Here is a 4,539-nt window from a genome sequence, read left to right as displayed (position 1 = left end):
AGGGCGTCCATCTCGCGAACGACACCGAGTTCGGGCTCGTCGCCTACGCCTTCACCCGCGACCTCGCCCGAGGGCAGCGGCTCGCCGAACGGCTGCAGACCGGCATGCTCGGTCTCAACGTCGGCGTGGTGTCGAACGCCTCGGCGCCGTTCGGCGGCGTCAAGTCGTCGGGCCTCGGTCGCGAAGGCGGTGCCGAGGGCATCCACGAGTACCTCGACACGGTGTACGTGCTGACCCCCGACCCGTTCGCCGGCTCATGAGCGCCGTCGAGCCGCTGCGCGTCGGCATCGTGGGCTACGGGCTCGCGGGGCGGGTGTTCCACGGCGCGCTGCTGGCCGCCGACCCGGCCTGGCAGGTCGACGCCGTCGTCACGCGTGACCCCGACCGTGCCGGGCAGGCCGCCGCGGCGCATCCCGGGGCCGAGGTCGTCGCCGACGTCGACGAGCTCTGGGGCCGTGGACTCGACCTGGTCGTCGTGGCCACCCCCAACGACACCCACGTCGAGACCGCGACGCGTGCCCTGCAGGCCGGGGCGGCCGTCGTCGTCGACAAGCCGCTCGCGACCTCGGCCGCCGACGCCCGCGGGCTCGTCGAGCTCGCCGAGTCTCTCGGCCGGCCGCTGAGCGTCTACCAGAACCGGCGGTGGGACGGCGACTTCCTGACGGCGACGCGCCTCGCGGCGTCGGGCGAGCTGGGCGACGTGCACACCGTCGAGTCACGCTTCGAACCCTGGAAGCCCGAGAACCGCGCCGGCTGGAAGCGCCGGGCGACCCCGGCCGACGGCGGGGGCATCCTGTTCGACCTGGGCCCGCACCTCGTCGACCAGGTGGTACGACTCCTGGGGCCGGCCCGGGCGGTGCACGCCGAGATCGCGACCCGCCGCCCGTCCGGGACGGCCGACGACGACGTGTTCCTGTCGCTTGAACACGAGGGTGGTCGGCGGTCGCGGCTGGCGATGAGCCACGTGGCAGCCCTCCCCGGGCCGAGGTTCCGTGTGCTGGGGTCGGCGGGGGCGTACGAGGTGCACGGTCTCGACCCACAAGAGGCCCAGTTGTCGTCGGGACTCGCGCCGACCGACCCCGCCTACGGTGTCGACGCGGGCGATCGTCGGGGCGTGGTGTCCGAGGGCGGCACCCGCCGTGACGAGACGACCGATCCGGGCCGGTACCCCGCGTTCTACTCGCAGCTGGCCAGGGCCCTGGCCGGCGAAGGCGAGCTGCCGGTCGACCCCTGGGACGCCGTCCGCTCACTCGAGGTGATCGAGGCCGCGCGTCGTTCGGCGGCCGAGGGACGCGTGATCCGCCTCTGACCCGGCGGCCATCGGCGAGTGGCCCGTGGACGACGCTCGCCCCTCGGTCAGAGCCGCGTCGTCCAGTCGACCGTCGCGAGGGTCGCGGCGACGTCGACCTCGGCGAGCGTCGGAGGTGACCAGCGGGGTCGGCGGTCCTTGTCGATCACCCGTGCGCGGACGCCCTCGACGAGGTCCGGCGACGCGGCGAGCGAGGTGACGATGCCCAGCTCCTGCCCCAGCACCGCCTCGAGGTCGGGCAGACGGGCCGCCCGCCGCCGCGCCTCCAGGGTCAGCACCACCGACGTGGGCGAGGCTGCCTCGAGGTCGTCGGCCACGGCTCCGGCGTCGGCGAGACCCGACGCCGAGAGTTCGCGGAGGCGTCGCACGATCGTCCGGGCGTCGTCGCCTCGGTAGGCGTCGTCGATCCACTCGGCGGCCCCGGCGAGATCGGACGGTCCCGCGTCCGTGCCGAGTGCCCGCACGGCCTCGGGGCCCCCGTCGGCCAGTGCCGGCAGGACCCGCGTCAGCTCGGACGACTGGACGAACAGGTCGGCGAAGCCTGTGTGGAGGGCATCGGCAGCCGTCATCGCACGACCGGTCAGGGCGAGATGGGTGCCGAGCTCACCCGGGGCCCGCGACAGCAAGAAGCTGCCGCCCGCGTCGGGGGAGAGCCCGATGCGGGTCTCCGGCATGCCCACCGAGCTTCGTTCGGTGACGATGCGGAGCGTGACGTGACCGCCGAGCCCGATGCCCGCACCCATCGCGATGCCGTCCAGAAGCGACACGATCGGCTTCGACCAGCGTGCCAGGCGCAGCGTTCCCCGGTATTCGCGCCGCCACATGTCGACGCTGCGTCGCGGGTCCGTCGTGGCGGCCGCGTGGATCCACGCGATGTCGCCCCCGGCACAGAACCCCCGTGGCCCGGCGCCCCGCAGCAGCACGGACGAGACCCCGGGGTCGTCCTGCCAGGCGTCGAGCGCCTGCTCGACGAGCCCGAGCATCTCGATCGTCACCGCGTTGATCTTCTGCGGGCGGTTGAGGGTGATCACGCCGACCCCGCGGTCGACGTGGGTCAGGACGGTGGGGGCGACGTCGCTCATCGGGCCATCGTCGCACGGCGTCGCGGCCGTGCGCCGACGCCCGCGCACCCCGCTCTCAGACGAGGAGTTGGTGCTTCGCCAAGTCCTTGTAGAGCGGCGTCGTCCGCACGAGTTCGGAATGGGTGCCCACGCCCACCACCCGGCCGGCTTCGACGACGACGATCTGGTCGGAGTCGACCACGGTCGAGAGCCGGTGGGCGATCACGATGAGCGTGCGGTTCTCGGCGACGGCGTCGATCGCCTCGCGGAGGCGCTGCTCGTTGAGACCGTCGAGACTCGAGGTCGACTCGTCGAGCAGCAGGATCGGCGGCGCGTTGAGCAGCGTGCGGGCGATGGCCAGGCGCTGACGTTCGCCGCCGGAGAGCATCACCCCGTCCTCGCCCACCTGGGCGTCGAGACCTTCGTCGCCGCGTTCGACCACCGCGGTCAGGTTCACGGCCTCGAGGACCCGACGGCAGTCGTCGTCCGTCGCCTCGGGCGCACCCAGGGTGAGGTTGTCGCGGATCGTCCCGGCGAGCACGGGTGCGTCCTGTTCGACGTAGCCGATGCGCGACCGCAGGTCGCGCCGGTCGAGGGTGCGGACGTCGGCCCCGCCCACGCGCACGGCACCCGAGGTCGGGTCGTAGAAGCGCTCGATGAGCGACAGGATCGTGCTCTTGCCCGCTCCCGAGGGGCCGACGAGGGCCGTGCGCTTGCCGACGGGCACCGAGAAGCTCACCCCTCGCAGCACCGTGAGGTCGTCGTCGGCGGGGCCCTCGCCCGAGTCGTGGGCCGGGGCACCGGACAGCTGCGGCCCACGCGTCGCCGGCCCGGTGGCGACCGGCGAGTCGGGGTACCGGAAGTGCACGTCGTCGAACCGGACGGCGATGCCGTCCTCGGCCGTGAGACCGGCGCCCGCCTCACGGGTCGCCACCTGGGCCGCGAGGCGTTCGTCGCCGTCGGTCTCGCTCGGCAGGTCGAGGATCTCCTGGATGCGTCCGAGCGCCCCCAGGGCCTGGTTGACGCTGAGCACGGCACCGAGGGCCTGACCGAGCGGCATGATCATGAGGAAGAGGAAGAGCACGAACGAGACGAGCGAGGCGATCTCGATGGCTCCGCTGGCCACCCGGTACCCCCCGACGCCGAGCACGACGAGGAACGAGGCCTGGAGGGCGACGGACGAGATCGGCACGACGAGTGCCGAGATGCGCGCCACCTGCAGCCCCCGTTGGTAGGCGCCCTCGGCGTCGCGTTCGACGGCGACGATCTCGCGTTCGGTGGCGCCCGAGGCGCGGATCGTGCGGACCGAGCTGATGGCGCGTTCGACGGCGGCCGTCAGGTCGCCCACCTTCTCCTGTGCCTGGCGGCTCGCCACGCGGATGCGACCGGACAACAGCACGACGACGACGACCGAGACGGCGACGACGAGCACGGTCAGTCCGAGCAGCACGGGGTCGATCAGGAACATGCCGACCAGGGCGCCGACGAAGGTGAGGCTGCCACCGATCGCCTCGACGAGCCCCTGCGTGAGCACGGCCCGCAGCAGGGTGGTGTCCGAGCCGACCCGCGACACGAGGTCGCCCGTCCGGCGCGTGTCGAACTGGCTGACGGGCAGCCGGAGCATGCGTCCGACGAGGCGACGACGGCTCGAGAGGACGACGCCTTCGCCGGTGCGCTGCAGGAGGTAGTGCTGGAACCCGCTGATCAGCCCGGCCACGACGACCAGCGCGACCAGCGCCCAGACGAGGGGCCCGAGCGTGACGCCCTGCTGCACGGCCGAGATGACCTGCTGCACGAGCAGCGGCTGACCGAGCGACGCGGCGGCACCCAGGACGCTGAGCACGATGATGAAGGCCATGACCTTCTTGTGCTCGAACAGGTAGGGCAGCAGCTGACGGAACGTGGCACGGGGACCCTCGGGCTGCGGGCGGCGACCCCACCGCGACCGGGGCGCGGCCGGTGGGTCGACCCGCGCCTCCTCGCCCTCGGACGTCGTCGTGCGCGCGCGTGTGTCGGAGCTCATGATGCCTCTCGTGCCAGGTGACCGGCGTCGCGGGGTGCGGCGGTCGGATGTCGCGGGCGGTGCCACCGCCGACTACGACCGTACTTCGTCCCGGTGACTTCCACCTGCGTCACGGAACCGGCCCGCGCCTCCGCATGCCGACCAGG

General features: G+C 73.0%; 4 protein-coding genes. 2 read left to right on the top strand and 2 right to left on the bottom strand.

Annotated elements, in window-relative coordinates:
* Together SZ60_RS12870 and SZ60_RS12865 are read left to right on the top strand one after the other, a co-directional pair.
* On the top strand, window positions 1-260 hold a 260-nt coding region (locus SZ60_RS12870; RefSeq protein WP_043596530.1), incomplete at its 5' end, for an aldehyde dehydrogenase family protein.
* A complete protein-coding gene (locus SZ60_RS12865) occupies window positions 257-1,309 on the top strand; it encodes a Gfo/Idh/MocA family oxidoreductase (RefSeq protein WP_043596529.1) in 1,053 nt (350 codons plus the stop codon). The genes SZ60_RS12870 and SZ60_RS12865, both read left to right, overlap by 4 nt.
* Before the next feature lie 47 nt (window positions 1,310-1,356).
* Here the strand turns inward: SZ60_RS12865 and SZ60_RS12860 are convergent, their stop codons facing one another.
* Together SZ60_RS12860 and SZ60_RS12855 are read right to left on the bottom strand one after the other, a co-directional pair.
* The gene (locus SZ60_RS12860) at window positions 1,357-2,391 is read right to left on the bottom strand and encodes an enoyl-CoA hydratase/isomerase family protein (RefSeq protein ID WP_043596528.1); all 1,035 of its coding nucleotides are present in this window, start codon (window positions 2,389-2,391) and stop codon (window positions 1,357-1,359) included.
* 55 nt (window positions 2,392-2,446) lie between these two features.
* A complete protein-coding gene (locus SZ60_RS12855; RefSeq protein ID WP_043596527.1) occupies window positions 2,447-4,393 on the bottom strand; it encodes an ABC transporter ATP-binding protein in 1,947 nt (648 codons plus the stop codon).
* Window positions 4,394-4,539 lie beyond the last annotated feature (146 nt).

Source organism: Frigoribacterium sp. MEB024, from assembly GCF_000878135.1.
Taxonomy (GTDB): domain Bacteria; phylum Actinomycetota; class Actinomycetes; order Actinomycetales; family Microbacteriaceae; genus Frigoribacterium.
The sequence above is the reverse complement of the archived record's forward strand: the minus strand, read 5'-3'. Positions and strand labels throughout refer to the sequence as shown.

Bases quoted from the DNA above. Each gene is read 5' to 3' on its own strand.
- SZ60_RS12865 (WP_043596529.1), top strand. From the start codon at position 257: ATGAGCGCCGTCGAGCCGCTGCGCGTCGGCATCGTGGGCTACGGGCTC.
- SZ60_RS12860 (WP_043596528.1), bottom strand. From the start codon at position 2,391: ATGAGCGACGTCGCCCCCACCGTCCTGACCCACGTCGACCGCGGGGTC.
- SZ60_RS12855 (WP_043596527.1), bottom strand. From the start codon at position 4,393: ATGAGCTCCGACACACGCGCGCGCACGACGACGTCCGAGGGCGAGGAG.